The organism is Blastococcus sp. SYSU DS0616 (genome assembly GCF_054051015.1).
This window is the reverse complement of record NZ_JBJHAJ010000060.1, coordinates 1-1,199: the sequence shown is the minus strand read 5'-3', so window position 1 is coordinate 1,199 and position 1,199 is coordinate 1. Positions and strand designations below refer to the sequence as shown.

General features: G+C 67.6%; 1 protein-coding gene. It reads left to right on the top strand.

Going from position 1 to position 1,199, the window contains the following annotated elements; genetic code table 11:
- Nucleotides 1-506: 506 nt before the first annotated feature.
- The coding region (locus ACI79K_RS21100; protein WP_456600681.1) for an Ig domain-containing protein at nucleotides 507-1,199 on the top strand (693 nt) is incomplete at its 3' end.

Below are 1,199 nucleotides of genomic sequence, written 5' to 3'. Positions count from 1 at the left end.
GCCGGGGGAGGAGTTCTCCGTGTGCGTGACGGTGACCGTGCGGATCCCGCTGCTGCCGGAGTTCGTCGACGCCAACACCGCCACCGGCCAGTTCGTCGTCGAGCGCGACCGCTACGTCGACGGCTGAAGGATCCTTCTGTGACGGGTCCGCGGTGGCCTCGCTTTCGAAGGCTCGACGGGGATGGGCGTGCCGACTGCTCCGGACGTCTTGGACGCGAGGTCCGCGAGCTGATCCGCCGGGGCGCACATCTCGTTCCGTGAAGGTGTCGCTGCTCAACTGCCTGTGCCCCGCCGTTCCCGCCCGGGAGCGGGTATGGCCTGCGAGGAGGTCTTCGAGCCGGGGCTATACGGTCTGTTCCGAAACAGCCGAGCGGCTCGACCGCCTTGAGAGGAGCAAGCTGCGTACTTGACGGCTGAGCTTGCGAGACTCCTGACGGTGTGCCGTTGACGGCACAGACTGTGCGTCGATAGCTTTCACCCCCACATTGGGGGAGAGCGGAGACCGCATGTCGGCGTCACGGGTCCACGGTCACCGCTGTCGCGGATGGCTCCTTGTTTCTCTGATATGCCTAGCGCAGCTGGCGGCTGCAGGGTGGTGGGCGGTCGCTCCGGCGTCGGCCAGACCTTCTGAACTCGCACTGACGATCGTGGAAGCGTCTCTACCCGATGCAACGGTTGGCGAACGGTATGGGGTGAGGCTGGATGCCTCCGGGGGGCGCCGGCCGTATCGCTGGTCGGTCACCACGGGGAGCCTTCCACCCGGGCTGTCCCTGTCGTCCGCCTCCGGCCGTATTTCGGGCAGGCCGACCGCATCCGGCACCAGCAGTTTCACTGTCGAGGCCGTCGATCGGAGGGGTACCAAGGCCACGGCAGGCCTCGAGCTGTCGGTGACGAGCGCCCGTCTGCCGGTGCAGGTCACCAGCACGTCTCTACCCGACGCAACGGTTGGCGAACGGTATGGGGTGAGGCTGCATGCCTCCGGGGGGCGCCGGCCGTATCGCTGGTCGGTCACCACAGGGAGCCTTCCACCCGGGCTGTCCCTGTCGTCCGCCTCCGGCCGTATTTCGGGCAGGCCGACCGCATTCGGCACCAGCAGTTTCACTGTCGAGGCCGTCGATCGGAGGGGTACCAAGGCCACCGCAGTCCTCGAGCTGTCGGTGACGAGCGCCCGTCTGCCGGTGCAGGTCACCAGTACGTCG